31 protein-coding genes and 1 tRNA gene are annotated in these 26,664 nt (G+C 48.6%); 22 read left to right on the plus strand and 10 right to left on the minus strand.

All coding sequences use genetic code 11. The annotated features are described in order from the left end of the window. Nucleotide 1 precedes the first annotated feature (1 nt). The gene (locus ASJ33_RS01175) at nucleotides 2–214 is read right to left on the minus strand and encodes a hypothetical protein (RefSeq protein WP_023651820.1); all 213 of its coding nucleotides are present in this window, start codon (nucleotides 212–214) and stop codon (nucleotides 2–4) included. Nucleotides 215–299: 85 nt separating this feature from the next. Beyond that, nucleotides 300–719 (minus strand): type II secretion system protein, encoded by a 420-nt coding sequence (locus ASJ33_RS01180; protein ID WP_023651821.1) that lies wholly within the window; start codon nucleotides 717–719, stop codon nucleotides 300–302. 134 nt (nucleotides 720–853) lie between these two features. Between ASJ33_RS01180 and ASJ33_RS01185 the strand changes: the two genes are divergently transcribed. From ASJ33_RS01185 to ASJ33_RS01225, 9 genes are all read left to right on the plus strand, one after another. Then, nucleotides 854–1,546: a response regulator transcription factor gene (locus tag ASJ33_RS01185; protein ID WP_041331655.1), complete on the plus strand. Its 693-nt coding sequence runs from the start codon at nucleotides 854–856 to the stop codon at nucleotides 1,544–1,546. 1 nt (nucleotide 1,547) lies between these two features. Next, nucleotides 1,548–3,293: an ATP-binding protein gene (locus ASJ33_RS01190; RefSeq protein ID WP_041330434.1), complete on the plus strand. Its 1,746-nt coding sequence runs from the start codon at nucleotides 1,548–1,550 to the stop codon at nucleotides 3,291–3,293. Nucleotides 3,294–3,504: 211 nt separating this feature from the next. Beyond that, nucleotides 3,505–3,939: a methylglyoxal synthase gene (locus ASJ33_RS01195; protein WP_012881494.1), complete on the plus strand. Its 435-nt coding sequence runs from the start codon at nucleotides 3,505–3,507 to the stop codon at nucleotides 3,937–3,939. Between the two features lie 42 nt (nucleotides 3,940–3,981). Then, nucleotides 3,982–4,839 (plus strand): phosphate ABC transporter substrate-binding protein, encoded by an 858-nt coding sequence (locus ASJ33_RS01200; RefSeq protein WP_051903720.1) that lies wholly within the window; start codon nucleotides 3,982–3,984, stop codon nucleotides 4,837–4,839. Nucleotides 4,840–4,911: 72 nt separating this feature from the next. Further along, entirely contained in the window at nucleotides 4,912–5,772 is an 861-nt protein-coding gene (gene pstC / locus ASJ33_RS01205) for a phosphate ABC transporter permease subunit PstC (RefSeq protein WP_034376893.1), read from the plus strand. Then, the gene (pstA, locus tag ASJ33_RS01210; RefSeq protein WP_034376892.1) at nucleotides 5,765–6,616 is read left to right on the plus strand and encodes a phosphate ABC transporter permease PstA; all 852 of its coding nucleotides are present in this window, start codon (nucleotides 5,765–5,767) and stop codon (nucleotides 6,614–6,616) included. Before pstC ends, pstA begins: the two co-directional genes overlap by 8 nt. Then, on the plus strand, nucleotides 6,617–7,372 hold the full coding sequence (gene pstB / locus ASJ33_RS01215; protein WP_041330437.1) for a phosphate ABC transporter ATP-binding protein PstB: 756 nt from the start codon (nucleotides 6,617–6,619) through the stop codon (nucleotides 7,370–7,372). A gap of 11 nt (nucleotides 7,373–7,383) precedes the next feature. Further along, nucleotides 7,384–8,049, plus strand: a complete 666-nt coding sequence (gene phoU / locus ASJ33_RS01220; protein ID WP_023651828.1) for a phosphate signaling complex protein PhoU — start codon at nucleotides 7,384–7,386, stop codon at nucleotides 8,047–8,049. Nucleotide 8,050: 1 nt separating this feature from the next. Next, nucleotides 8,051–8,467 (plus strand): low molecular weight phosphatase family protein, encoded by a 417-nt coding sequence (locus ASJ33_RS01225; RefSeq protein WP_023651829.1) that lies wholly within the window; start codon nucleotides 8,051–8,053, stop codon nucleotides 8,465–8,467. Nucleotides 8,468–8,517: 50 nt separating this feature from the next. Here the strand turns inward: ASJ33_RS01225 and ASJ33_RS01230 are convergent, their stop codons facing one another. Beyond that, entirely contained in the window at nucleotides 8,518–9,069 is a 552-nt protein-coding gene (locus ASJ33_RS01230) for a GNAT family N-acetyltransferase (RefSeq protein ID WP_041330439.1), read from the minus strand. Between the two features lie 314 nt (nucleotides 9,070–9,383). Here ASJ33_RS01230 and ASJ33_RS01235 point away from each other — a divergent pair, with 314 nt between their 5' ends. From ASJ33_RS01235 to ASJ33_RS01250, 4 genes are read left to right on the plus strand one after another with little or no spacing between them, the layout of a single operon-like run. Next, nucleotides 9,384–9,851 (plus strand): complex I 24 kDa subunit family protein, encoded by a 468-nt coding sequence (locus ASJ33_RS01235; RefSeq protein WP_010935950.1) that lies wholly within the window; start codon nucleotides 9,384–9,386, stop codon nucleotides 9,849–9,851. Nucleotide 9,852: 1 nt separating this feature from the next. After that, complete coding sequence (locus tag ASJ33_RS01240; protein WP_012881503.1) at nucleotides 9,853–11,106, plus strand: complex I 51 kDa subunit family protein; 1,254 nt, start codon at nucleotides 9,853–9,855, stop codon at nucleotides 11,104–11,106. After that, nucleotides 11,094–12,815: an NADH-dependent [FeFe] hydrogenase, group A6 gene (locus tag ASJ33_RS01245; RefSeq protein WP_023651831.1), complete on the plus strand. Its 1,722-nt coding sequence runs from the start codon at nucleotides 11,094–11,096 to the stop codon at nucleotides 12,813–12,815. Before ASJ33_RS01240 ends, ASJ33_RS01245 begins: the two co-directional genes overlap by 13 nt. A 39-nt stretch (nucleotides 12,816–12,854) precedes the next feature. Beyond that, nucleotides 12,855–13,358 (plus strand): hypothetical protein, encoded by a 504-nt coding sequence (locus ASJ33_RS01250; protein ID WP_041330441.1) that lies wholly within the window; start codon nucleotides 12,855–12,857, stop codon nucleotides 13,356–13,358. A 175-nt stretch (nucleotides 13,359–13,533) separates the two neighbouring features. Here the strand turns inward: ASJ33_RS01250 and ASJ33_RS01255 are convergent, their stop codons facing one another. The 4 genes from ASJ33_RS01255 to ASJ33_RS01270 form a co-directional block, all read right to left on the minus strand. Beyond that, nucleotides 13,534–14,367, minus strand: a complete 834-nt coding sequence (locus ASJ33_RS01255) for an alpha/beta hydrolase (RefSeq protein ID WP_023651834.1) — start codon at nucleotides 14,365–14,367, stop codon at nucleotides 13,534–13,536. Between the two features lie 6 nt (nucleotides 14,368–14,373). Beyond that, nucleotides 14,374–14,634, minus strand: coding sequence for a DUF5661 family protein (locus tag ASJ33_RS01260; protein ID WP_012881507.1), 261 nt, complete (start codon nucleotides 14,632–14,634; stop codon nucleotides 14,374–14,376). A gap of 139 nt (nucleotides 14,635–14,773) precedes the next feature. Beyond that, nucleotides 14,774–15,496: a M48 family metallopeptidase gene (locus ASJ33_RS01265; protein WP_041330443.1), complete on the minus strand. Its 723-nt coding sequence runs from the start codon at nucleotides 15,494–15,496 to the stop codon at nucleotides 14,774–14,776. Then, complete coding sequence (locus tag ASJ33_RS01270; protein ID WP_041330444.1) at nucleotides 15,493–16,386, minus strand: DMT family transporter; 894 nt, start codon at nucleotides 16,384–16,386, stop codon at nucleotides 15,493–15,495. Before ASJ33_RS01270 ends, ASJ33_RS01265 begins: the two co-directional genes overlap by 4 nt. Nucleotides 16,387–16,480: 94 nt before the next feature. Between ASJ33_RS01270 and ASJ33_RS01275 the strand changes: the two genes are divergently transcribed. From ASJ33_RS01275 to ASJ33_RS01285, 3 genes are all read left to right on the plus strand, one after another. Continuing rightward, a complete protein-coding gene (locus ASJ33_RS01275) occupies nucleotides 16,481–17,515 on the plus strand; it encodes a GntG family PLP-dependent aldolase (protein ID WP_041330445.1) in 1,035 nt (344 codons plus the stop codon). Nucleotides 17,516–17,626: 111 nt separating this feature from the next. Beyond that, nucleotides 17,627–18,115: a carboxymuconolactone decarboxylase family protein gene (locus tag ASJ33_RS01280; protein WP_041330448.1), complete on the plus strand. Its 489-nt coding sequence runs from the start codon at nucleotides 17,627–17,629 to the stop codon at nucleotides 18,113–18,115. A gap of 55 nt (nucleotides 18,116–18,170) precedes the next feature. After that, nucleotides 18,171–18,246 (plus strand) — tRNA-Val (locus ASJ33_RS01285). Here the strand turns inward: ASJ33_RS01285 and ASJ33_RS01290 are convergent. Genes ASJ33_RS01290 through ASJ33_RS01300 form a run of 3 tightly spaced genes read right to left on the minus strand, consistent with a single transcriptional unit; the run spans nucleotide 18,234 to nucleotide 21,140 of the window. After that, nucleotides 18,234–19,787, minus strand: a complete 1,554-nt coding sequence (locus tag ASJ33_RS01290; protein WP_072555469.1) for a recombinase family protein — start codon at nucleotides 19,785–19,787, stop codon at nucleotides 18,234–18,236. The two genes, ASJ33_RS01285 and ASJ33_RS01290, sit on opposite strands and share 13 nt — an antisense overlap. Before the next feature lie 24 nt (nucleotides 19,788–19,811). Beyond that, the gene (locus ASJ33_RS01295) at nucleotides 19,812–20,741 is read right to left on the minus strand and encodes a hypothetical protein (RefSeq protein WP_072555471.1); all 930 of its coding nucleotides are present in this window, start codon (nucleotides 20,739–20,741) and stop codon (nucleotides 19,812–19,814) included. 3 nt (nucleotides 20,742–20,744) lie between these two features. Beyond that, nucleotides 20,745–21,140 carry a helix-turn-helix domain-containing protein gene (locus ASJ33_RS01300; protein WP_012984054.1) on the minus strand — a complete coding sequence of 132 codons (396 nt, stop codon included), beginning with the start codon at nucleotides 21,138–21,140 and terminating at the stop codon, nucleotides 20,745–20,747. A 200-nt stretch (nucleotides 21,141–21,340) separates the two neighbouring features. Between ASJ33_RS01300 and ASJ33_RS01305 the strand changes: the two genes are divergently transcribed. The 6 genes from ASJ33_RS01305 to ASJ33_RS01335 all read left to right on the plus strand — a co-directional run bounded on the left by ASJ33_RS01305 (nucleotide 21,341) and on the right by ASJ33_RS01335 (nucleotide 26,625). Beyond that, nucleotides 21,341–21,541 (plus strand): helix-turn-helix transcriptional regulator, encoded by a 201-nt coding sequence (locus ASJ33_RS01305; protein WP_236886641.1) that lies wholly within the window; start codon nucleotides 21,341–21,343, stop codon nucleotides 21,539–21,541. Nucleotides 21,542–21,660: 119 nt separating this feature from the next. Beyond that, a complete protein-coding gene (locus ASJ33_RS01310; RefSeq protein WP_072555475.1) occupies nucleotides 21,661–22,641 on the plus strand; it encodes a hypothetical protein in 981 nt (326 codons plus the stop codon). Nucleotides 22,642–22,690: 49 nt separating this feature from the next. Further along, nucleotides 22,691–24,886: a DUF3854 domain-containing protein gene (locus tag ASJ33_RS01315; RefSeq protein ID WP_072555477.1), complete on the plus strand. Its 2,196-nt coding sequence runs from the start codon at nucleotides 22,691–22,693 to the stop codon at nucleotides 24,884–24,886. 242 nt (nucleotides 24,887–25,128) lie between these two features. Further along, a complete protein-coding gene (locus ASJ33_RS01325; RefSeq protein WP_072555481.1) occupies nucleotides 25,129–25,350 on the plus strand; it encodes a hypothetical protein in 222 nt (73 codons plus the stop codon). 4 nt (nucleotides 25,351–25,354) lie between these two features. Further along, complete coding sequence (locus tag ASJ33_RS01330) at nucleotides 25,355–25,702, plus strand: J domain-containing protein (RefSeq protein WP_236886610.1); 348 nt, start codon at nucleotides 25,355–25,357, stop codon at nucleotides 25,700–25,702. Beyond that, nucleotides 25,699–26,625: an ATP-binding protein gene (locus ASJ33_RS01335; protein WP_236886611.1), complete on the plus strand. Its 927-nt coding sequence runs from the start codon at nucleotides 25,699–25,701 to the stop codon at nucleotides 26,623–26,625. Before ASJ33_RS01330 ends, ASJ33_RS01335 begins: the two co-directional genes overlap by 4 nt. Nucleotides 26,626–26,664 lie beyond the last annotated feature (39 nt).

Below are 26,664 nucleotides of genomic sequence, written 5' to 3' on the forward strand. Positions count from 1 at the left end.
TTCAGGATTTCGGTTTTTTAGAGGGCATTTCTTTGGGGGCTTTGAGGTTTACTTCTTCGGCTGAGAAGGGGGAGTAGCCCTGAATGACTTCATCTTCAGTGGTTATCTCCAGTTTACCCCCGCATTGGGCGCAACTTTGATGACGGGCATTTAAAAGTGCCCATCCGTGATAATGCCCTCCGCACTTGGTACATCTTGCCTCTGGTATCTGCATGCTATTATATTACCATTAAGGTAGATATAACCTGTCAACTACTTTTTAGTTACTATTTTAGGGGGAAAACAATTTTTAGCAGTTTCTACTGCCATGCCCCGTTTACGAAAGTAAGACCTTCCCAGTCACTGCCTTCGGGCATCTCGGCACTCACTATCAGTCCCTTTTCGTTCAAAGTATATATACCGATTACTTCGCCCATAATAAAACTGTAAACCGGTAAATCAGTAGAGGGTGAGCCGTAGGTTACGTTTGAGGTATGGCCAGGACCTACCGTTCCGCCATCATTCAGTGTATTCGTTTCCACATCTACCATAGCGGACAGGACAGCCAGACGGACATTCGCCAGTTCGGTATTGGCTGACTCTACCTTGCCTTCGTGCATAAATTTGATTACATTTGGGATTATTACTCCTGCCAGTGCTCCCAGTATGGCCACAACTACCAGTATTTCAATCAGTGTAAAACCGTTTTCGCGCTTGAAAATGGTTGCCGGTATTTTCATAAATTTCCCCCTGCGGCTGCACTTGTGCACATTTATATATCCAATAGTACTAAAATATGGTAAAAGGTTGCAATACCCCCGGGTATTTACCCTCCTGTCTTGCCGAAAATACCCTCCGGCTTTATACTTTAGCCATGCCTGAGCATAAAATACTGGTAGTTGAAGATGACGCCACTCTGAGGGAGCTTTTGTGTTATAACCTTGCCAAGGAGGGGTATACGTTGGAATGTGCCGAAGACGGGCTGAAGGCACTGGGTATTTACCGCCTGCTTAAGCCGTCATTGGTTATACTGGATGTGATGCTGCCGGGTATAGACGGCTTTGAACTTTGCCGTCTTATCCGTACAGAGAGCAGTGTTCCCATACTTATGCTGACCGCTCGTTCAAGCGAGTCTGATAAGGTAAACGGGCTGGAAGCCGGGGCGGATGATTATCTGTCCAAACCCTTTGGCATGAGGGAATTGCTGGCCAGAATGAAGGCTCTCCTTCGCCGCAGCCAGACGCAAAACTCCCAAACAGAGACAACAGGCGGGCTGAAAATAGGTGATTTGGAGATATTTATTGAACGCCATCTGGTCATGCGGAACGGGGTGGCTCTGGATTTTTCACCTAAAGAATTTGATCTGTTTAGTTTTATGGTGCAGAACCGCTGCCGGGTTTTCAGCCGTGAACAGCTGCTGGAAAAGGTCTGGGGTTACGATTATCCCGGAGGGACCCGCACTGTAGATGTGCATATAAGCTGGCTTCGCCAGAAGATAGAGGCCGACCCCTCCAGTCCCCGTCATCTTATAACGGTGCGGGGAACTGGTTACAAGTTTGAGGAGTGATATGACCAGAAGCCTTAAATGGCGTTTGATAACCCTGTTCTGCCTGCTTATTGCCGGTTGCGTGGGTATACTCAGCATATTTCTTTCCAATCACCTGGAAGATTCGTATATGGACAATCTTCAGTCACGCCTGATACAGGAGGTTACTCTGTTTTCGCGGGTAGTGCCCGAACATATTACCGAAAGTGCTGACAGTTTTGATGCCTATATAAAGAAGCTTGGGGCTTCGCTGGACATACGGCTGACGGTGATTGCCCCTGACGGACAGGTGCTTGCAGATTCACTTCAGTCTCCCTCCGAAATGGAAAACCACTCTACCAGAGTTGAGTTTATTGATGCCCTGAAAGATGGTATCGGTATAGACATGCATCAGTCTGCCAGCTTGGGTTACGAAATGCTGTATGTGGCTGCGTCTATTAAAGACGGGACAGGTGTGCTGGCGGTAGTGAGGGTGGCTTTGCCGGTGGAAGAAGTGTACGCCGCCGTAGGGGATGTAGACCGGACTATTTTGCTGGGTGCGGTGGTAAGCATACTGGCGGCCGGACTTTTGGCGGTTTGGGTAGCGGCTAATGTCAGCCGCCCGGTTAAAGAACTGACAGCAATTTCCCGGCGTATTGCCCAGGGGCAGATTGATACCATTCAGATAGATGTAAGCGGCAAAGGCGAAATGGAAGAATTGGCACACGCCTTCCGCCTGATGACAGAGCGCCTGCGTGACAGTATTAAAGCAGTCAGTTCGGAGCGTGACCGCCTTTCGGCGGTGCTGCAGCGGATGGGTGACGGCATATTCCTGCTGGACCGTGAGGGGGTAATAAGTCTTTTAAACCCCGCCTCCGAGAGGATATTTAAGCTGGAAGCAGAAGGGATAATAGGGCATAGCTTTGTGGAAGCGATACGTGACCATGAAATCCACTCTGTTTTTGAGCATGCCAGATCCTCGGGTAAACAGGAGATGGGCTTTGTCGAGCTTGCCGCCGGCAGGCGTTTTCTGGGCATTATTGCCACTCCGCTGGTCAGCCAGTCAGGTTATCTGGTGCTGGTGCAGGACCTTTCAGAGCTTCGTCGGCTGGAAAAGGTAAGGAGGGATTTTGTAGCTAATATTTCCCATGAATTGCGCACCCCTATCAGCTCTTTGAAACTGTTGACCGAAACTTTGCAGGAAGGTGCGGCGTCTGACCCAGCGGTTGCGGCCGGGTTTATTGATAAAATTCACCTTGAGGTAGATAAATTGGCTCAGCTGGTTACCGAATTGAGTGACCTTTCAGCTATCGAGAGCGGGCAGGCGGTTTTACGCCTTCAGCCGGGAGATATTTCAACCGCAATCAAGCTTGCGGCGGAAAGGCTTAGGCCTCAGGCTGAACGGGCAGGTATAAGCCTTGGGGTAGAACTGCCCGAAACTCTGCCGCAAGTAAAACTGGATGAAAACCGGGTTGAACAGGTGTTGGTCAATCTGGTGCATAATGCTATCAAGTTTACCCCTAAAGGCGGCAGGATAAAGATTGGGGCCCGCACCCAAGGGCAAACACTGGTAATCTATGTATCTGACAGCGGTATAGGTATACCCGAAGAGGACCTTACCCGGGTGTTTGAGCGTTTTTACAAAGTAGACAAAGCCCGTTCCAGCGGGGGTACAGGTTTGGGTTTGGCTATTTCCAAGCATATAGTGCAAGCGCATGGCGGGACTATTTGGGCAGAGAGTGTTTATGGCAAAGGGGCTACATTCAGCTTCGGTTTACCCCTGACCTGAGTAATTCTAAGTGCAGTTAGTGGATAAGCCGGTTTGAAAAACCGGTTTTTTTATTTTCCGGGAAGCCCGGAGCTCAGGCTTTTATCTTACGGGTTACTTTAAAATTTTTACACAACCTTAACATGTTCTTTATACAGCCTTAATCTTGTGGCTTTAAACTAGTAATGTGAATAAGGAAAGAGGAAAAGAAACAAGAAAGGAGGTGAATATAATGGAAAGAATAACTTTAGCTCTGGTAGCCCATGATAACAAGAAGCAGGAAATGGTTGAACTGGTAAAAAAGCATGAGACGGATCTGGGAAGCCTTAATCTGGTAGCCACCCGCACCACCGGTAAGCTCATTCAGGCCAGCACCAGTTTGAATGTAAATCTGCTGCAAAGCGGCCCTCTGGGAGGTGACCAGCAGATTGGTGCTATGGTAGCCAGCGGGGTAGTAACCGCTATCATATTCCTTCGTGACCCCCTGACCGCCCAGCCCCATGAACCTGATATTTCCGCCCTGATGCGAGTGTGTGACGTACACAATGTACCCTTGGCTACCAACATATCTACTGCTGAAGCCGTGCTGCACCTTATATTCGAGCATCCGGAGGAACTTAAGGAGCATAGGCTGAAGAGCCAGCTTTTAAATAGTCTGAACAGCTGATATACAGGCTTTGCAAAGAAATAAAGAGAAAAGGAGGAAAAAGTGAACAAGATAGTAAATAAGAAAAAAATTATGCTGCCTGCGACTGCCGTAATGCTGCTGGCATTGGGTATGGCAGGGTGCAGCAATGATACAGATAATACAGATAACCCGGACAATACTTCCGCTCTCTCAGGAACTATCAACGAGGCCGGTTCTACTACTGTTCAGCCTCTGGCTGAAAAACTGGCAGCCGCTTTCAAAGTTCTGTACCCGAATGTTAATGTGGTAATAGGCGGCGGCGGTTCATCAGTTGGGGTTAAATCTGTAACCGAGGGGACTGTAGATATCGGGGCGGCTTCGCGTGACCTGAAAGACACCGAAACAGGCCTGACTAAACATCTGCTGGCCAAAGACGGTATTGCCATAGTGGTTCACCCTGATAATACCGCGGTAAATAACCTGACTATAGACCAGGTACGGGATATCTTTGCCGGCGTAATAACCAACTGGAGCCAGGTGGGCGGCCCGGACAAGACAATCCATGTAATGGCCCGTGAAGAGGGTTCCGGCACCAGAACCGCCTTTGAGGAACTGGTCATGGGTGCTGATGTGCGGATTGTAGCCAATGCAGTCCTCCAGAACTCCAACGGTGCTCTTAAGACCGCTCTTTCCGGTGACAAAGATGCCATCGGCTTTATCTCCTTCGGCTATATAGATTCAAATGTAAAAGCCCTGAGCATAAACGGTATAGCTGCTACCTCCGAGAATGGTAAAAACGGTACTTACCCCATTATCCGCCCGCTCTACTTCCTGACCAAAGGCACTCCCAGCGAACTGGTACAGGCCTTCCTGGACTACTGTATGAGCGATGCAGTCCAGCAGATAATAACTGAAGAAGGTTACTTATCTGTAAACTAAGTCCGGGTCGGGTAAATCAGACCATCTTAATGGGCAGAGACCGACACTCTCTGCCCGGACTGGTTTAGAAAAATGTTGCCCAGATATCTTACTGATAAATTAGCCAAATACGGGGTTTTTATTACTGCTCTTGTTTCCATACTGGTACTGCTGGCTATTGCAGTATTTATTATAAAAGGCGGTTTGCCATTATTCGGCGAAGTAAACCCGCTGGATTTCCTGTTCGGGGAGAGCTGGAGCCCCACCTATGGCGAATACGGCATACTATCCATGATAGTGGGCTCTCTGCTGGTTACTCTTGGCGCTATGCTGATTGCAGTGCCGCTGGGTATTGCCTGTGCTATTTTGCTGGCAGAGGTTGCACCCCGGAAGGTGCGTAATCTGCTTCGTCCGGCAGTTGAACTACTGGTGGGTATTCCCTCTGTGGTTTACGGTTTGGTAGGCATAATGGTAATTGTACCGGCTGTAAGAAGCCTGGGAGGGACAGGTTATTCCATACTGGCGGCAGTGCTGGTACTCTCAATTATGGTTTTACCAACTATTATCAGCATCTCCGAAGATAGTCTGCGGGCTGTACCCCGCACCTATCGGGAAGGGTCCCTGGCACTGGGTGCCAGCCATTGGCAAACTATCTGGCATGTGCTGCTGCCGGCCGCCCGTTCCGGGGTAGGGGCAAGCATAGTGCTGGGCATGGGGCGGGCTATCGGTGAGACTATGGCTATGATTATGGTTATAGGGAATGCGGTTATTATTCCCTCTTCCCCTCTTGACCCCGCCAGAACACTCACAGGTAATATTGCGGTAGAGATAAACTATGCGGCAGGTCTGCATGAAAATGCCCTTTTTGCCACCGGTTTGGTGCTTCTCATCTTGATACTTATACTAAACAGTCTGGCTACTTTGGCGTTGAAGCGGGGTGAACAACATGCTTAGATTTACTTCCCGCAGTACCCAGAAAGTGGCATTTGTGCTGTTGTGGACAGCAGGTATTATCACTCTGCTGGTTCTGCTGCTTATCATAGGTTATATAATTATCAGGGGATTGCCCGGTTTCTCCTGGGATTTTCTGTTTACCCCGCCGGCTGGCGGTCTGGCAGGAGAGGGAGGTATTTCCTCTACAATTGTGACTACTCTTTATCTGGTCGGGCTGACCCTGCTGATACTGGTACCGGTGGGTATCGGGGCGGCTATATACCTGGTGGAATATGCACCAGACAACCGCCTGACCCGTTTTATACGTTACGGAGTTCAAACTCTGGCGGGTGTGCCTTCTATCCTGTTTGGTTTGTTCGGGTTTGCCCTGTTTGTTACTGTTTTGCATTTCCGTTTTTCCATACTTTCGGGCGCGCTTACACTGGCATGCCTTCTGCTTCCTGTGCTTATCACTGCTACGGAAGAAGCGTTGAAGACAGTTCCCCGTTCTTACCGGGCAGGGGCAATGGCTTTGGGGGCTACCAAGTGGCAGGCGGTGACTCACGTGATACTGCCGGCGGCTTTGCCGGGTATTGCAACCGGGGTAATTTTATGTGCCGGGCGGGCACTGGGTGAAACCGCCTGTTTGTATGTTACTATGGGAGGGAGCGCTGCCATGCCGGATTCACTCCTTTCAGGCGGGCGCTCACTGGCACTGCATGTCTTTTATCTGGCTACCGAAACTAATGCCATAGATAAAGCCATGGCGACAGCCGCAGTTTTAATAGTGATTATTGTGGGATTAAATGCCTTGACCAATTTCATTTCCCGGCGTTTCCAGAAACGCATAAGCGGAGGAGTTTAAATGGAACCTAAAATCAAAATCCGCGGTGTAAATTTCTTTTACCACCAGCACCAGGTACTTAAAAATATAAATATGGATTTCCCCGACCGCCAGATAACCGCCATTATAGGCCCTTCGGGATGCGGCAAAAGTACCCTTTTACGTGCTCTTAACCGGATGAATGACCTGGTCAGCGGAGCCAGGCTGGAGGGTGAGATATTGCTGGATAATGAAAGTGTTTATTCCCCCAGCCTGGACGTGGTCAATCTCCGCAAACGGGTTGGTATGGTCTTTCAGCAGCCCAATCCCTTTCCAAAGAGCATTTTTGACAATGTGGCTTTCGGTCCGCGCATGCTGGGTACTACTGCCCAGTCACGTCTGGATGAGATAGTGGAAAAAAGCCTGCGGCAGGCGGCACTTTGGGATGAGGTCAAGGATAATTTGCACAAATCCGGTCTGGCACTTTCCGGCGGGCAGCAGCAAAGACTGTGTATTGCCAGAGTGCTGGCGGTAGAGCCGGAAGTTATCCTAATGGATGAGCCCTGTTCCGCACTTGACCCTGTGAGCACTATGAGAATTGAAGAATTGATGCAGGAACTCAAGCAGAACTATACTATCGCTATCGTAACCCACAATATGCAGCAGGCAGCCCGTGCCTCAGACTGGACAGGGTTTCTGCTGACGGGTGACCTGGTTGAATACGGTCGTACCGGTGAGATTTTTTCCCGACCCAAAGACAAGCGCACTGAAGATTATATTACCGGCCGGTTCGGTTAAAGGAGGATATCATGCCGCGAATGGGATTTGACCGTCACCTTAGGGAACTTGAAAATGACTTGCTCCTGTTGGGAAGCATGGTAGGCAAGGCTATTGACCGCTCTATGCAGGCTATGAAAGAGCGGGATTTGGAACTGGCCAAACAGGTTATAGAAGAAGACAAATATATTAACCAAAAACGTTTTGAGATAGAAGAAAAAAGCATAGAGCTTATGGCTACCCAGCAGCCGATGGCCCGTGACCTGCGGATAATCGTAGCTGTGCTTAACATAATAGTTGACCTTGAACGTATTGGCGACCATGCCGAAGGTAATGCCAAAATAGCCCTTATGCTAGGTGAAGAGCCTCCTCTTAAACCGCTTATTGACCTGCCCCGTATGTCTCTGAAAACAGAGGAAATGCTCAACCGGGCACTGGGGGCTTTTGTCAGGCGTGACTCTGCTGAAGCTCTGCGGGTAATAGACGAAGATGATGAAGTAGACGGCCTGTATAATCAGGTTTTTCGGGAGCTTCTGGTCTTTATGGCTGAAGACCCCCATACTATCTCACGTGCAACCCGTCTTATCTGGGCGGCCCATAATCTGGAAAGAAGTGCGGATAGGGTTACCAATATTTGTGAAAGGGTGCTCTTTGTGATTACCGGTAAATCTGAAGAGTTTGGTTCATCAAAGTACTGATATGAAAGACAAAAACCAGGTCTTGTTTGTATGTTTGCATAATGCCGGCCGTTCTCAGGCAGCCGAGGCTATTTTTAATCATCTGGCCGGGGACAAAGCTCTGGCACTTTCCGCCGGGACAGAACCTTCTTTAGCTCTTAATGCGAAGGTAGTGAAAGTGCTGAAAGAGGGCGGCATAAATACAGATGGTCTCAAACCTAAACTGCTTAATCCGGGTATGCTGGATAGTGCCAGCCGGGTTATCAGTATGGGGTGTGATGTTACTCTGTCCTGCCCGGGGCATCTGTACGGCAAGGAAGATTGGGGCATAACCGATCCGCGGGGTAAAAATCTGGCGGAAGTTCGCCTGATAGTGGAAAGTATCCGCCAAAAGGTGGAAAAACTGCTGGATGAGCTTGGTATAAAATACGGGGTATAAAGTTGGGGGATTTACGGGGTAAAAGCCGCATCTTCCGAATGCCAAGCGGTTTATTTTGACAGCAGATAATCGTTGCGAAGTAGCCCGCAGTATTCCACATCTTCAAAAACGCCGTTTTTCAGCAGATGCTTGGGGAAACTGCCTTCGTGTTTTAGCCCGGCTTTGGCCATTACCCGGCCGGAAGCAGGGTTTCTTTTAAAATAGTAGGCATACAAGCGGTGCAGATTCAAGTCCAGAAAAGCGTAATCAACTAAAGCCTTCAGTGTCTCGGTAGCATAACCTTTGTTCCAGTAGGGTTTGCCAATCCAGTAACCCAGCTCGGAACGCTGGTGGGGAAAGCAGAATATCAGCCCGCAGGCACCCAGCAGTGTTCCGTTACCCTTTTCGGTTATGGCAAAGTGCTGTTCAGTATCGGTGGCCAGTTTTTCTGCATGGCCGGATATCCACTTTTCAGCCATTTCCGGCAGGTAGGGGTGGGGAATATTAAGGGTAGTATCGGCTATCAGGGCATCTCCTGCCAGTCCGGCAACTGCAGCCGCATCTGCCAGGCTGAAAGGCCGCAGTACAAGACGGGGTGTTTCCAGTACAGTTTTATATAACATGCCGTTACCGTTCTGAAATATTTTTTACATTATATCAGGGTTAAGCCTGTTAGGGGATAGCCAAGCCTTGTATTATATGGTAGTATATATAAAGTACTAGTACCTTTCTTTACCCAATACGGCAATAGCGTATACATTCAGTAACTTACCCACGAATGGAATACGGTGCTTAATGGCAAACATTTGCCTATTGTTTTATTAGTTTGTAGCTATAAATATTATTATAATCCACTAATTTGATATTGTTTGCCGTTATATGCTAGTATGTACAGGTCTTTTACGCCCCCTATTAAAATAACCGGAGTTACTTCAATATGGAAAGTATCTGGAAAGAAAAAGTAGACGGCGTCATTACCCAGAGCGGAAGCTCTCGGCTCTCCCTCCTTCCATGTTTGGAAGCGGTTCAGGAAGAGTGTGGCTACATACCCCACGAAGCTGTAAATTATTTGAGGGAATGCTTAAGCATTCCCTCAATTGATATTTACGGCATGATTACCTTTTACAGCCTGCTCTCCACTAACCAAAAGGGAAAGTACGTTATCCGCCTGTGTAATTCGCTACCCTGTTACCTGAACGGTACGGAAAACATTCTGGATACCCTGGTGGACAACCTGGGTATAGAACCGGGCCAAACCACTCTGGATCAACGTTTTACCCTGGAGCTGGTACCCTGTCTGGGATTATGTGACCAGTCACCGGCTATGGTAATTAACGGGGTGGTTTACGGTAAGCTAACTGCTCAGTTGGTAACCGAAGTCCTGGACGAATTGAGGACTTACTAAGATGAAAGACGTGAAGATTATTACCCGTCATCTGAACACTGCCAATTCAGCTGATATTGATGTATATCTGGCTGACGGCGGTTACCAGGCCCTTAAGAAAGCTTTGTCTATGACCCCGGAGGAAGTGATTGCCGAGGTCAAACGCTCAAAGCTGGTGGGCAGGGGGGGAGCGGCCTTTCCCACTGGGCTCAAATGGGAGCTTACCCGCAAGGAAAAGGCCAACCCGAAATATATTGTCTGTAATGCCAGCGAGGGCGAACCGGGCACTTTTAAGGACCGGTTGATACTTAAAAATGACCCCCATATGGTACTGGAAGGTTTTATTATTGCCGCTTATGCGGTGGGCACTTCCCAGGGCTTTATTCACGCCCGTGAGGTTTATACTGAAGAGATAGAGCTTTTCCAGAAAGCCATAGACCAGGCAACCGAACGCGGTTTTCTGGGGCAGAATATCATGGGGAGCAATTTCTCGCTGGATATTCAGTTTTACAAGAGTGCCGGTGCTTATATCTGCGGTGAGGAAACTGCCCTTTTTGAGTCCCTTGAAGGGCACAGAGGTATTCCCGCCGCTCGCCCGCCGTATCCGGTGCAGGTGGGGCTTATGGATAAACCCACTACGGTTAACAACGTAGAAACTCTCTGCAATGTTCCTGCCATTATAAATAACGGGGCGGACTGGTTCGCTTCAATAGGCCATCCGGACTATCCCGGTACCAAGCTTTTCTGCCTTTCCGGCAACGTGAAAGAACCGGGTGTTTTTGAAATGCCGCTGGGAACCAACCTGAAGGACTTGCTTGAGGCCGGGGGGGGCGTAGACGGCAAGTTCAAGGCGGTTTTACCGGGCGGCATATCTTCCAGCCTGCTGACCGAAACTGATATCAGTCTGGATTTCAAGACGCTGGCCAAGGCCGGTACTATGCTTGGGTCAGGCGCGGTTATTGTTATAAACTCCGACACCAGTATGGTCAATGTAGCCTCCAACGTAGCCCACTTCTTTGACGAAGAGGGTTGCGGCAAGTGCTCTATCTGCCGCGAAGGTACTCGCCGGGCGGCTGAAATCCTGAGCCGCTTTTCCCGCGGGCAGGGTAACCGCAATGAACTGGAGTGGCTGCTGGAACTGCATGAGGTAATGAAAGATACTGCTTCCTGCGGTCTTGGGCAGGTGGCCCTGAATGTGGCTGCCAGTGCTATCCGTAACTTCAAGGGTGAATTCTTGGCGCAGGTGCGTAAGGAGGAAGGCGTATGGTTACGCTAAATATTGACAACAAGCAGATAAGCGTACCTGAAGGTACGACTATTATGCAGGCCGCCAAACAGGCCAATATTAATATTCCCCACCTGTGTTATTTCGAAGGCCTGAAAAGTTACAGCGGCTGCCGGGTATGTGTGGTGGAAATAGAGGGTGAACCCCGTTTGGCTACATCCTGCTCACGTAAGGTAGCCGAAGGGATGAAGGTTAATACCCATTCTGCCAGAGTCCGCCGCGCCCGCCGCACTATACTTGAAATTTTGCTGGCCAATCACCCACAGGACTGTTTTAATTGTGAACGCAACCAGAACTGTGACTTATTGCGGCTGGCGTTTGAATGCGGAGTTAAAAAGCTGCGCTTTGAAGAAAGCGAAAAGCGGGTACTGCCTATAGACAGTACCAGCCCCAGCATTATCCGTGATCCCAATAAATGTATTGCCTGCGGACGGTGTGTCCGCGTCTGCCACGATATACAAACAGTAAATGCCATAGGTTTTATAAATAAAGGTCCGGATACCATGGTGGCAACCTCTATGGATAGGGGTATGGGCAATGTTGCCTGTGCCAACTGCGGCCAGTGTATACTGGTCTGCCCGGTGGGTGCTATCAAGGAACGCTCGGCGGTGGATGCTGTCTGGGCGGCCATAGCAGACCCGACCAAACACGTAGTTGTTCAGGAAGCCCCTTCGGTCAGGGTTTCTCTGGGTGAAGAGCTGGGCTTGCCGGCAGGTACGCTGGTTGCCAAAAAGATGTATGCCGCTTTAAGGCGTCTGGGTTTTGACGCCGTATTTGATACCAACTTTACCGCTGACCTGACCATTATGGAAGAGGGTTCGGAACTGGTGGAACGGGTTAAGGATGGTGGGGTGCTTCCCCAGATAACCTCCTGCTGCCCCGGCTGGGTCAAGTTTATGGAACACTATTATCCTGAGCTTGCGCCCAACGTTTCCTCCGCCAAGTCCCCCCAGCAAATGTTCGGGGCGGTCTGCAAGACCTATTATGCTGAAAAGGCCGGTATAGACCCCAAAACTATTATTAATGTTTCGGTTATGCCCTGTACGGCCAAGAAGTTTGAGTGCCAGCGTCCCGAAATGAATGATAGCGGTTTTAAAGACGTGGATTATGTCTTAACTACCCGCGAGCTGGCCCGCATGATAAAAGAGGCCGGTCTGGACTTTGCTTCGCTGGAAGAAGAGCCTGCCGAAGACCTGCTGGGTCTTTACACCGGTGCGGCCACTATCTTCGGAGCTACCGGCGGTGTTATGGAGGCGGCTATCCGCAGTGCCTATACGCTGATAACCGGACGTGAACTGGAAAATCTGGACATAGAGCCGGTGCGCGGGCTGGAAGGCATAAAGACAGCCAGTGTTAATATTGACGGGTTAGAGGTTAAAGTGGCGGTGGCTCACGGGCTGGGAAATGCCCGGCACTTGCTGGAGGAGATAAAAGAGGGTACTTCACCGTATCACTTTATAGAAATTATGGCTTGCCCCGGTGGTTGTGTCGGTGGCGGAGGCCAGCCCATACGCTTTGATTCCAGCTTGAAGAAAAAGCGCGGCGAAGCCCTTTACGAAGAGGACAGAAATATGCCCAAGCGGTGTTCTCATCACAACACCTCCGTAGAGAAGATATATGCCGATTATCTGGAAAAACCGCTCGGCAAGCGTTCTCACAAACTGTTGCATACCGAATATACAAGTCGCCCGGTGGTTTAAGGGCAAATAATAAAACAATACGCGGGAGGAACAAAACATATGTTCAATGTCCAGAGTATTAGCCTTAGGAAAGAGCTTGTTATTGCCTTTTTGGTTATGCTGGGGCTGGCTACCGCTGCTCCGCTGCTAGGCAACCAGTATCTGACCGGTTCACTGGTAAACGCCGTTTTGTTTATCAGCGCTGTTACACTCGGCTGGAAAAATGCAGTAGCTATTGGTCTTATTTCCAGCAGTATCGCTTTGGCTACCGGTCTTTTACCCGTAGTTATGGCTCCCATGGTGCCCTTTATCATGGCGGCTAATGCTCTGCTGGTTGCAGCTTTTAGTACGCTTCGCGGCAAGAGTTTCTGGCTGGGTGCCGGAGTGGCTGCGGTTTTGAAGTTTGCTTTCCTTTGGGCTACTTCCAGCCTTGTTCTGAACCTCTTTATAGAACAGAATGTAGCTGACAAGATTGCCGGAATGATGGGTTTGACCCAGCTCCTCACCGCCCTGATGGGTGCGGTTATGGCTTATGGTGCTCTGCGTCTGGGCAAGAAGATATAGTTTTTTAGTAAACCCTGTAGTAAACGTTAAGGGGGGCTTCAAAGCCCCCCTTTTTATTTGGATAAATTTCAGATACTCCGGTTCAGAGGAACTCTTTAACAATATCTGGGCAAATTGCCTCTAATAAAAAACGCCTGCTGACATATGTCAGACAGGCGTCAATTACCAAAGAACCTTAAATATGGTTTTCAAGCCAGAAGAAAAGGTCATTCCAGACCTGGGGGCAGTCAGGCTCATTAAATACCTCGTGATACATACCGGGGTAGGTTATCAGGGTTTTATCCTTGGAACTTATCCGTTGCACCAATTCACGGCTGCCGTTTATATTTACCAGATGGTCTTCTTCGCCGTGAATAACCAGACTGGGCAGGCTGATTTTCTTCAGAAAATCGGGCAAATCCTGACAAATGCGCAGAAATTCGGCTGCCATGTGGGCACTCATACGGTGGTGCAGTACCAGCGGGTCTTCATTGTACGCTTTGACTATATTTTTATTGTGGCTGATAGTGGAAGCGTCAATTTTGCGTACGCCAAGCATCGGGGCTATTTTGGACAGGGGTTTAACAATCTGATTTAAAATACCCGGCATGCCGGTATACGGTTTGAGGGCTATGCTGGAAAAAATAAGGCCGCTGGCATCATACTGGTGCTTGCTGGCATAAGCCGCGGTAACCAGGCCGCCCATGCTGTGGCCGAAAATGAATATTTTAGAAGTAGGATGTTTAGCCTGCACCATGCTGAAAGCGCTGATGAGGTCATAAATATATACATCGTAACTGGATACATAACCGGCCTTGCCGTCTGTTTTGCCGTGTCCGAAATGATCATAAGCATAAACGGCATAACTTCGGTCTGCCAGATAATGGGCCAGCTCGCTGTAACGGCCGGAGTGTTCACCCAAACCGTGAACTACCAGCACAATGGCTTTGGGACTGCCGTTTGGCAGTAAGGCTTGATAGTAACAATTGTAGTCCTGACAGCCTTTGAAATGCCCTTCGGTGAACCTCATCTTGTTTTAGTCTTCCACTCCTGCTTCAGCTTCCATTTCAGCCAGACGGGTATAGTAATCTTCTATTTCATTCAGGTGGGCCAGGGCTATTTTACCGGTCAGTACCGGGTCATCATTGGTGACGTTGGTGTGCGGGTCTCTGGTGCCGTGTTCCAACTCTACGTCCATGCCCATGCGGAACTGTTCTATGTTGTATTTGTTAAAGGTGATACCCAGTATTTTGGCTACTGCTTTAGCTTCGTCGGTTGAAAAACTTTTCTTAGACATTTTCAAGTTTCCTCCCCTGCATAATATTAAAGCTATTCTGAAGGTAAATTGAAAATATGTCAACCTGTTTCACCCCCCAAAATGGCAAAGGCTAAACGGGGTAGAAATAATTTATGACGGGCGGGTGGCTGGGGGTATTTTATTCGTAGGTTTTCAGCTGCTTACGCAGAGTTTTCCAGTTTGGGCAATACTTTTCCACCACTGCCCAGAATCTATCTGTATGGTTCATTTCCACCCGGTGGGAAAGTTCGTGAATTATCACGTAGTCTATGAGCGGCTGCGGCATGGTTGCCAGTTTCCAGTTAAAATTAAGATCGCCCTTTGAGGTGCAGCTGCCCCAGCGGGTTTTTTGAGCGCGTATAGAGAGCTTGCCAAAGGTTAATCCCATAGCGGCAGCATTTTTTTCAAGGCTGACTTTAATAGCCTCGGCAGCCTGATGGCGATACCATTTTCCCATCACTTCGACTGCAGATTTACTGCCGGTAAGCAAGTGAATTGTATTTTCAGACAGACTAACGTGGCCTCTTTCTCCGCCTTCTCTTATCCGCAGGGTATAAAGTTTGCCCAGATAGGGGACTTTTTGTCCGTCATGCAGTCCGTCTTCAAGTATAAAACGGTTGGCATTCATTTTAGTCTGGTGTTTCAAAATCCAGGCTGAACGCTGCAGCAGGATATCGTCCAGCCCGTTCATATTGTAGTGGTGGGGAACAGTAACTACCAAGCCGGTGGCAGAGCGTATAGCCAGGCGGATGAGGTCTGAAAAATGGCTTTTTCTCAGTGTATAGTGAACCTCTTTGCCTTCCAGGACTATGCTTTTCTTGCCGATAACCTCAGGACGGGAATAAATATTACGGGGACTCAATGCGGTGTCTCAGCCTCCATTTTTTCGGTGCGGGGCTGGTTTAACATAACAACAAGTATGCCGGCTAGTACCAGCATACCTCCCAGAAATTCATTAAGGGTAAGACCTTCCCCCAGAAAAATATATCCCAGTATAATAGCACCTACCGGTTCACCCAGTATGGCTACTGAAACTACCAGAGCAGGTACCAGCCGTAAAGCCATATTCAGAGACGAGTGGCCTACCAGTTGGGAAATCACTGCCAGCAGGAAAATCATCAGGTAGGTAGTGCCGGGATATCCGCTGAATTCTTCACCGCTGATAAACGCACCCGCCAGCAGTATAAAAGCGGCACTCCCGTAAAGAAGAGTGATGTAAGGCAGAAAATCTATACGGTTACGCATCTGGCGGCCGATAATCAAATATCCTGTAGTAGGTATAGTAGCCGCTAAGGCCAGTATGTTGCCCAAAAATGCCTGTTCACCTACCTGAGCGGTGGCTAGATTTATTAACGCCATGCCTCCGAAGGCTGCCAGTACACCGCCTATGGCTTTCGGGTTTAGCCGTTCACGCCACATTATATAAGACATAACGGCTACCAGCACCGGGTGTGAAGTTACCAGAATAACCGAGCTGGCGATGGAGGTGTATTCAAGAGAACTTACCCAGAAAAACTGGTCAATACCTACCAGAAAACCGGCCAGTATGATAAGCAGCAGGTTTCGCCGTGATAGGCGTTTTACAGCCTGATATACTGGTCCTGCGGCAAACGGCATAAGCAAAAGGGTAGCCGTAAGCATGCGCAAACTGGTGATTATAACAGGCGGAGCATCTGCCAGACGGGTAAAAACCGAAGCCGCAGCAATGCCAAACACCCCGAGAAGCAACAGGAGATACGTCTTAGCTTTCATGTGAAGAACCCAGCATACCCTAATTCCTTAAAAAATACCAGTTTACGCCTGTCCTTATGGATTATAATATTATCAGCAAACAGGGGAGGCAGATATGAAAATTATAGACCTTAGGAGTGATACTGTTACCCGTCCCACCCCCGAAATGAAAAAAGCCATGTGTGATGCCCCTCTGGGAGATGATGTATTCGGGGAAGACCCCACCGTAAACCGTCTGGAGGAAATAGCAGCCGTGAAAACTGGTAAAGAAGCGGCTTTGTTTACTCCCAGCGGTACCATGAGCAATCTGCTGGCAGTTTTATCCCAAACCCGCCCGGGTGATGAAATAATACTGGGGAGCGAATCTCATATACTCTGGTACGAGGTAGGCGGGGCATCAGCCGTTGGTGGAGTGGTTATGAGGGCTGTGCCAAACCAGCCTGACGGAACTATTCACCTCGCGGATATAAAAGATGCCATCCGGAGTTCAAATCTTCATTTCCCGCCGACCCGCCTTATCTGTCTGGAAAATACCCATAACCGTTGCGGAGGAGCGGTGCTAAGCCCATCCTACACCGCCGGGGTGGCAAATCTGGCCGGGGCGCGGGGTATCAAGGTGCATCTGGATGGTGCCCGCCTGTTTAATGCCTGTGTGGCTTTGGGTGTTTCGGCTAAAGAGCTCTGTTTGGGTATGGATACAGTCAGTTTTTGCCTGTCAAAAGGGCTGTCGGCACCGGCAGGTTCGCTTTTGTGTTCTGACAGAGAAACCATAAATCGGGCCAGAAAATTCCGTAAAATGCTGGGCGGTGGTATGCGTCAGGCCGGGGTATTGGCAGCCTGCGGTATTGTGGCTCTGGAAACTATGATAGATCGTCTGGCTCAGGACCACGCCATGGCAAAAACTCTGGCTGAGGGTCTGTTTAGTATAGACAACCATACGCTTGATAAGAATACAGTTCAAACCAATATAGTTATCTTTAACCCGCCGTTTGGTTTGGATGCCGATAAATTTCTGGTACAAGCTAAACAGGCAGGGATGCTTTTTACCACTGGTAGTCACGGGCGTGTCAGGGCAGTTTGCCACCATGACCTGAGTGAATCAGATATACAAACAGCTCTCAGCCGTATTGCTGCTATGAAGGGTTGCTAGCCGTATAAAAGCAGGGTTTTATTAAGTGCGGCGGATGCACTGTATGGCTATTTTATCGCTAAAGGGGTGATTATTTGTGAAAAAAAGGTTATTAAGTTAAAATTAGATACGATGAAAAAATTCCCCAAGCGTACATATTCAAATCCCGTCCAGTTTTTCTCCGATATAGGTTTTATTCTGAAAAACCGCCGAAAGTTAAAGGAATCCCGCATAAGCGGATTTCCATCTGCGGCTTTTCGTGAAAGGTTGATGCTGGCGGTAACCGGGGTTAATGCGTGCCGTTTTTGCACTTACGCCCATACCAAGATGGCACTGGAAAGCGGTCTTTCCCAGCAGGAAATAAAAGCTTTGCTGGATGGTGATTTCGGGAATTGCCCTCCGGGCGAATTAAATGCAGTTCTTTATGCCCAGCATTGGGCGGATACTGTCGCCAAACCATCGGCGGATATGAAGCTTAAGCTTGAGGCAGATTACGGGGCTGAAAAATCTGGTTTTATACATCTGTATCTGCGTCTGATACGTGTTGGCAACCTTAGCGGCAACACCGCTGATAAATTTCTGTATTATCTTTCCTTCGGCAAAATGGGGCTGGACCGCTAGCTGTAGCTGCATTGAATTTAGCTTACCTATAAGATATAATCGGCCTGAGTTGTTTGGGCGGTTAGCTCAGTGGTTAGAGCACCTGCTTCACACGCAGGGGGTCAGTGGTTCAAATCCACTACTGCCCACCATACTGTACGATAGGCAGAACTCCTATCCTTTCTTCCAATACACCATTGATCGGTAACCAATAATGGATTGTCCCCTGTCGGTCCTTTACTTCGATTTTTTTAATGAAGCCCTTGAGAAATGCTCGTTTACCTGTTAGCTCACTTTCTTGCAGTATTTGGCGCATATCTTTCACGTAACTTTTAACTATCTCTGGACTGGCCAGTTCAACTTTCCTGTCAGACAAACTGTTTGTGATCTGTATTTTTCTTTCCTGCAACTTTTCGATGCGTAATTTAAGGTCATGGATTCTGGGGGCTAAGTCCGCCAGCGGAATTTTGCCTGTTTCAACCGCGTCATAAAGCCGTTCTAATCTACGGTTAGTTTCGTTCATCTCTTCCAGCACAGCATCGAGCTCTTCTTGGTAACCCCTCGAATTAACATCCATTTCCTGATTAACCATTTCAACCAGTCGCTTTAGATGCTCTTCAGTTAATATATTTTCTCTGATTACTTTTACAACCGTTTCTTCAAATGATCTGCTGTTGAAGTAATGGGAAGGACATGAACCAGCACCTTTTTTGTTGAGAGTGCCACAAACATAGTAAGAATACTTTCCACTCTTTGCATCCTGACCAATCATAGCTTTACCGCAGTGGCTACAAAAAGTAAAACCACTCAACAGGAAGCGGCTACAAGTTCTTTTGGGATGAGTTAATTTTGGAGCTCTCTCCCGGATCAATTCCTGTGCACTATCGAAAACTTGCCGACTCACGATCACTGGGCAGGCATTCTCAACCCTGACGGGAGCCAATCCGCGCTTACTATTACGTCCCCAGACAAAAGAGCCGGCATATGCTTCATTAGACATGATAGTGCGTACTGCAGTTTTACCCCATCCTTTGCCTCGAGGCGAGGCGATACCCTTGTGATTTAACTCCTTGGCGATTTCAGTAAGTCCCTTTCCTTTCAGGGCATCAGTAAACATTGAACTTACAATGGCAGCCTGGTTTGGTTCGATTTCCAGTTTTGTGTGTTCTTTCTCTCCGTCCTTGAAACGAACTTTTCGATAACCATAGGGTGGTTTACTGGATAAATAAAACCCGCGAGCGGCACTCTCCCGCATTCCCCTGGTTACCTCCTCCCCAAGGTTGTCCGAATAGAATTCATCAAGACTTTCGATAATTGCCTCAAGAAGGCGGCCAGTAGGAGTATCATCGAACGGCTCATTTATCGAGATTACATGGACATCGCTTTTCCGCAGCATGGCTTTATAAACAATGGAATCTTCACGACTGCGAGCAAATCGGGAATATTTCCAGACCAGAATAATATCGAAGGGTTTCTGGGGGTGCCGGGCCAGGGAAATCATCTCACGGAATGCTGGACGTGCCGTAGTTCTGCCGGTCTCGGCTTCATCCACAAATTCACGCACTACTTCATACTCGTTGTTTTTAGCATACTCACGGATTGCTTTCAGCTGAGCTGAAATAGACAAGTCTACGTCTTGTTTATCGGAAGAAACTCGAGCGTATATAGCTACTTTCTTAACTCGATTATCCATTCCAACACCTCTCTTGTAAACATATTACAAATGCTTGTGAAATTCTTCCACTTCAACTGGATTATTATGGTCTATTTGTGGTTGTAAAAGCCCGATACTATGTGCTAATACCACTACTAACACCACTTTAACAAGATCTCCGGCAATGACTAATGGTCTGGCAATAGCTACGAGTCCATCATCTTCTCTGGTATCAAGGATAGTGATTCTGCGAACCATATGTGGTTTTTTAGTTTTAATTACCATGTCTATTATCGAACCCGGGGCAACAGATCTTCCCTTTCTCGGGAACAGTCCATCCGCTCCATAGACATTAGCGTCCGGATCATCGTTGTTGGCACTTCCGGTCCAGTAACTTACTATCCAACTATCGACCTCGGGACCCGGTTCATAAAGAGCGCTGTATAGAAATACACTTCCTTGTATCACTTCACCCATTCTGAGAAGTACCTGAGAGCAACTCTTTGAATAAAGCTTAGATAGAGCGATGACATCAAACCCTAACTCGTATACTTTATCCCGAAATTCCTCTTTCGGTAACAGAACAGCCGTGGCGAATTTATTGGCCGCCATGTGAACAGCATTTGTTCTCAATGGACTATAATCTGTGTACAACTCGGCAAAAACCGGTTCTATCATCTCCCTGAATTCATGAAGAACGGTGTTTTCTATGCCACTTTTTGTATCGCCTTTTTTGTAATAGATGTTTCTCTTATCATCAAAGACGTCATGATAGCCCCTTATATTTTGGGGGAAATTCTTACTTTCGACGCCATTAACGTAAACACCGCATGCCGAAGCGATAGCTCGAAGTGTTCTTATGTCCGGCGGTAAATCCCGCAGGTAAATCTTGCGAAATTCTTGAGCCTTATCTTCCTCGGATGCATTTGAGGGTGAGCCGTATTTTTTTACAATGTACTCACAAAAATAGCGCAGGTCGCTAAAACTTTTCAAAGACTATCCTCCAGGTAAAAGCTTCTTACCGGTTGCTTTCTCGTACATCTCGACAATGAAACGCTTCACATCGGTAGTAAGCCCACCCTTGATGCGGGTACCTGATTTATACCTGGGATCGTTCATTACGTAGTTGAAGGCCATCTCGATTTCATCATTCTCACTTATAGAGATGTCTTCATCTTTCAGGTACCCGGCAGCCTTGAGTAGATCCCTCACCGGCACATCATAGACAGGAGCGAGCTTCTTCAGGATATCTGCGCCCGGTATAGGTCGCTGGCCGCGTTCGATGAGTCCCAGGTATGAGTTCGAGACGCCGGACTGCTGTTCAACTTCCCGCAGTGATAGCCTCTTCTCAACCCTCAAGGTACGGAGATATTCACCGAAGTTCTCCACCATAGCTCCTCACCTCCTTTTAAAACATAATAGCACTTTTTGTATACCAAGTCAAACACTAATGTCATCAATATGCTATCTACAGTGACATTTATCTATTGACAATATATGAATAGCCTTTGGTATACTACAGAAAGCGTAATGAGTTCTGAGGTATCTCTATGGTTAAGGTAAAGTTGAACCGGGTCGCTTTTGAAGTTGCCATGTCGAGGAAAAACCTCTCTCAGCGTGACCTCGCAGAGAAGATAGGCTTTTCCCGTAGTCATTTGTCTCACATCATCAACGGGAGACGAGAGCCCTCGCCGGTTTTAAGACGCCTTATCCTAGAGCATTTACCCGAATACACTTTCGATGACCTGTTTGTCATTGAGGAGAATGGCGGCAATGTCCGAACCAACGATTAGCGATTTCGATAATAGTCTGCGGATCCTAGCACGGATAATTGCCCAAGCATATTTGAAAGATTTAGCTAAGAAACCAGTAAAAACGTCATGCGATTCAAATATTACGAAGGAGGACGACAATGCCAATCAAAGGTGTGACCGGAGTGGTGAGGCTTCCCCGCCTGGGAAAATTAAGGCTGGGAGTAAAGAAAGAAAATGCTAGCGGAATATCTTACCCCTGCCCGACGGATCATTTTGTCTGCCCGGAAGAGGTCAAGAAGGTTTTTGGTGAAAAGCCTAAAGAGTTGCGAATTATGTTCCCTACCGATGACCAGACTCAATGGGCTAGCCAGTATTTAAGATGTTACTCGGCATCGAGAGGACTCGTTTGCCGCGGCGACGGTGAAACGGCAGTCGCCAAGGTTGACACCCGTACCGGTGAGATTGCCAACAGAGATTCTGTTGAGACGGAAATGAAGGAAATCACCTGTAATCCGGCCAAGTGTACCTTCTATCAAGTAGCACGGTGCCGCCGAGTAATGAACCTACAATTCCTTTTGCCTGACTGTCCCGGCTTCGGCGTTTACCAGCTCGATACCAGCTCCTTTTATTCTATTGTAAATGTTAATTCCAGCCTTGAACTGATTCGCGGTACCTGCGGCAGACTATCAATGATCCCGCTGTCACTCAAACTTGTTGAACAGGAAGTACAGCCGGAAGGAAAGAAAAAGACGGTCCGGGTCCTCAGCATGACAGCGCCGTTTTCATTGGTCGAAATCCAACGATACGCACAAATTCCACCCGGGCAGGTCTTACTCCTACCTCCGCCCGACAATGAAGCACCTGATGATCTTTTTCCGGACGAAATCCTGGGTAAAGAAGAACCTGCGAAGACAATTTTGGGTTCGGACAAAGATTTAATGCTGCTCTGGGACCGTGTCAAGAGTAAGGTCTGGCAAATGAACATGCAGGATTACCAAGTATCAAACTGGTTTCAAAAGAACTGTAACCTTGATGTCCATATAACCGATTTTGATCTTTTGACACCTCCGAACAGGATTAAGGCCGAGTACTTGGAAAACTTCTTGAAGACCTTGGAACGATATACAGATCGCAGCTAGAACACAGGATTCTAATCACCTCGTAGAAAAGCGTTCCTGAAGGATTGCCATGACTGAACTTGTTTTTTCAGAAGCTGTTCCGCAACTCCTGGCTGAGCATCTTACTCATCTAAGTGAAGGAAGCGGTATTAGTCTCGATGTCATCAAAGAAAGAGGCTACCGGAGCATACTCGGTAAAGACGAGCTTGCCAAAGCGGGGTTTACCTCGTCTCAGCAGAGAACTACCGGTATCCTCATTCCCCTGTGGGGAGTTGATGGCGGGGAGGTAGGCTATCAGTACCGCCCGGATAACCCCCGTTCGGATTCAAGGCAACGGCCAGTAAAATACGAGTCTCCTGTCGGCTCATCGAATCATTTAGATTGTCCTCCTCGTTGCAAACAGATGCTCGGGGATCCAAAAACACCGCTGTGGATAACTGAAGGCTCCAAGAAAGCCGATGCCTTGGCTACACACGGTGCCTGCGTGATTTCGCTTACCGGTGTCTGGGGCTTCAAGGGTAAAAATGAGTTCGGTGCTATTACTATACTTTCGGACTGGGACCGCGTTGCTATTAAAGATCGGTTAGTCTATCTCGCCTTCGACTCTGACATTGTCTCCAAGGAGATGGTACGAAAAGCCCTCGAACACTTGGGCGAACATCTCAACCGCAAAGGTGCCACTATTCTGGTCGTTTATCTTCCTCAAGAAGGTAATCAGAAAGTTGGCATCGATGATTATCTGCTTAACCATACACTTGAAGAAGCCCGGAAACTGGCGACTGATTTCAAGATTGATGATACAGCGAGCAGAGAGCGATTCGTCCCGGGCTTTGTCCTGCATGACGGCACCGTAGGCGAGATGGTAGTTAGCAAAGAGGATGAGCGTGCCTTTATCATTGTTGTCAACGGCTCGGTGCGCAAGGTCTTTCGTTACGAGACACCCAAGGCTATATATCTTCCCACCGACGATCCCCTAGTAACCGAGGTCGTCCACTTTGCCCCCACTGCCACCCCTTATGATTCACAGGCACGTTTGTTTGAAGAGATACGGAGTTTTGTTCACAAGTATCTCGAATTGCCGGCTGACTTCGAAGAAATCTCTTCTCTCTACGTGCTTCTTACCTGGGTATATGAGTTTGCTCCCTCAATACCTTACCTACGGGTAATAGGCGATTGGGGTACCGGCAAGACACGGTTTCTACAGGTGGTAGGCAGTATCTGCTTCAGGCCGACATTCGCGTCGGGAGCTACCACGCCAGCACCGATATTCCGCATTCTGGAGCAGTTCCGGGGGACTCTTGTCTTGGATGAAGCCGACTTCAAGGATTCTTCATCCTGGGTGGAGATGGTCAAACTCTTGAACAACGGTTACCGGCCGGGTATGCCCGTACTCAGGGCAGACAAAGAAAATGGCAAGTGGTTTCCTCGGAGCTACCAGGTGTTTGGTCCGAAACTTATCGCTACCCGCTTCCCTTTCAAAGACGAGGCGCTGGAAAGCAGATGCCTAACCTCCGAGATGATGTCGCTGACGCGCGATGATATTCCCAGGGTACTACCGCCGACTTTCGATAAAGAGATAGATGATCTGAGGGCGAAATTATTGACCTTCCGGCTGGCGAACCTGATTAAGCTCAAGGGTAAAACCTTCGGCAATGACCTGCTGGAACCTAATCTTCAACCCCGCTTACAGGAGATTCTCATACCGCTCAAAGCGATGCTTAATGGCGACCGCTCCATGGTCGAAGCAATCACCGGCTTCGTTCACCGTCTCCAGGACAGCCTCTTTATACGAAGAAGAGAGAGCGCCCCAGGCCGAGTACTGGCGGCGCTGATGGAGCTTCATGAAGAAGGCAAAGAACTAACGTCTGAAAACGTGGCCAGGAAAGCCAATGAAACTGACGATGAAGTAGAGCAACTCAGTGCGGAAAAGGTTGGCAGAATGACGAAGCGATTGGGTTTTGCCAAAGAGCGGACTGGGAAGTCACGGCAACGCCTTATCTGCTGGGATGAGAACAGAGTTACCAAACTAATAGGGTCCTACGGGTTGCAGATGGCTCTTCCATTATCCCAGGAAAAACCGTCCGAACCGTCCTTACTGTCCGCTTTAGCTACAAAACAGGCGGACAGTAATAAAGGGGGCTCCGTATACCGTCCGCCATACTGTCCGCCAAAAACTGAAGCTGACTCAAGCGTGGGGGCGGACAGTAGGACAGAGCGGACAGTAACTGACGATAGATTAACAAAGGAGGCAAGTGGCGGTGAGTAAAAAGGAAAAGAGGACGCTCTATGAATGTGCTCACGCGCGAGTGAGAAACGGAAGAATTTGTTGCGATAAAGAATACCCATTATCGCAGGCATCGCCAGACGGTAGCTTGGACATCCAGCACTTAGCGGAGGGGAAGGCCTTGGCGCCAAAAATCTGCCAGCAATGCCTCAACTTCGACCGCATTGGGCCACCGGTGCCTGAAGAGGAAAGAGGCTGGCTCAAGGTAAAGGGGGTAGGGAAACATGATAGGAATCATCGGCAAGCTTTACGAGAAGCTTTGGCGTAAGGTGGGCGGTAAGCCCTGGACGGAGATCGTCCGGGAAGACCAGAAGGCTTCACCACTTTTGTATTTACTCATCTTCATGGGGTTGGGAATACTGGTGGCCAGACTGGCAGGTAAAAACTGGTGGCAGATACTGGTCGGGTTTTTGCTTGGCATAATTTGCGGACATTTCTGGTGGTAAAGCCGTGGAAGACCAGGTAAAGAAAGCACAAAAGAGGATGGCAGAAGCAACGGCAGATATGATGTCGGGATGGTTAAACCAGATGTTGCAAGGAATGTGTAACGATCCGGTATTGGGAGAGCTTTGGTCAGCCATGAAGATGGGTAATCAATCTTCTCGTTCTGTCGGTATAGATTCCTACCAGGTGCTTGGTCTGGACAAATCTGTTCCCGATGGCCAGGTTAAAAAGCGGTACCGGGAGCTGGTAGTAAGGCTGCATCCCGATACCGCCGGAGTACAGGGAACCGAGTTTCTCTTCCAGCTCGTGACAGCGGCCTATCAGCAAATTTCGAAAGAAAGGGGGTGGCGATGATGAAAGATGGTGACATGGAACTGATTATGGAGATAGCCAGGTTTGAGGCGTCAGTTGACATGGAGAAGGAATACCGGATTGGCTGGTCGTGGCGTCACGTTCGCATCTGGCCGGCAACGCTGAGCAGGTTATTTAAGGACGGTTATCTCGACAACGTCTTTCGTTCCAACTCCTTTACCGGGTACAAGCTCACGGAAAAAGCCAAAGCCATTATTCTAGCAAACCAGCAAGAATCTTCCGCCGGGCCTCAGCCAGAGCCGATGGTAAATCTTGGGGATGACCTCTTTACGGATATTATCGGGCATGAAGACGTTAAGGCTTTGCTTAAGGCTACCCTTCTGGCAGAAAAGCCTGTGCACGTCATGTTATCGGGGCCGCCTGCCCTGGCCAAGACTCTCTTCCTCTGGGACATCGAGCAGACCTTTGTTGAGCAAGCCATCTGGCTGGTCGGTTCAGCTACTTCCAAGGCGGGATTATGGGACCTAGTAGCCGAAAGAGAGCCGAAGATTTTATTGATTGATGAGATGGACAAAATGAACGCCGTTGATATGGCAGCCTTACTGACGATGATGGAAGGCGGCAGACTGGTCAGGGCCAAGAGAGGTCGAGAGCTCGACATCAACAATCCTCTCAAGGTCATTGCCGCCAGCAACCGGCTGGAGAAGTTATCCCCGGAGTTGCGTTCCCGTTTTGCTATCCGCAAGCTTAATCCCTACAGCCGCAGCGAATTCTTGACCGTGGTGAAAGGTGTAATGGTACATAAGGAAAACTTAACCAACGAACTAGCCGAGGAAATTGCGCGAAAACTGGATGGTCGAAGTCAGGATGTCAGGGACGCGATCCGCATCGCCCGGTTGGCGCCGCAAGTCGGTGTAGATAAAGCAATCAATCTGTTACTGGGAGGTGTAACGGATTCAAGTTAAGACTAGACCGGTGACCGGTCGGGAGACAAATTAGCTACG

The sequence above is a fragment of the Dehalococcoides mccartyi genome (assembly GCF_001889305.1).
Lineage (GTDB): Bacteria > Chloroflexota > Dehalococcoidia > Dehalococcoidales > Dehalococcoidaceae > Dehalococcoides > Dehalococcoides mccartyi_A.